1 protein-coding gene is annotated in these 349 nt (G+C 55.9%); it reads left to right on the top strand.

Annotated features, from left to right (window positions below):
- Nucleotides 1–349, top strand: a 349-nt coding sequence (locus tag FE392_RS18150) for an inverse autotransporter beta domain-containing protein (RefSeq protein WP_319931571.1), incomplete at both ends; no start/stop codon positions are given.

The raw sequence follows: 349 nt of genomic DNA, 5'->3' as shown, positions 1-349 counted from the left end.
TACCCGCGACCATACCCGTTTTGGTATCGGGGCGGAATACGCCCGTGACTTTATGAAGTTCGCGGCCAACGGCTATTTCCGTGCCAGTGGCTGGAAAGACGGCAAAAAACTGACCGATTATGAAGAACGCCCGGCCAACGGCTTTGACCTGCGGGCAGAGGGCTATGTACCAACCTATCCTCAGTTGGGCGGTAAACTGACTTACGAACAATATTTCGGTAACGAAGTCGGGTTGCTGAGTGAAAAACAGCGGCAGAAAAATCCGGCCGCCTTTACCCTCGGTGTGAATTACACCCCCATCCCACTGGTGACGCTGGGACTTGACCGTCGTCAGAGCGCCTCCGGGGGC

Origin of the sequence: Xenorhabdus santafensis, from assembly GCF_033949405.1 — a bacterium.
Lineage (GTDB): Bacteria > Pseudomonadota > Gammaproteobacteria > Enterobacterales > Enterobacteriaceae > Xenorhabdus > Xenorhabdus santafensis.
The sequence above is the reverse complement of the archived record's forward strand: the minus strand, read 5'-3'. Positions and strand labels throughout refer to the sequence as shown.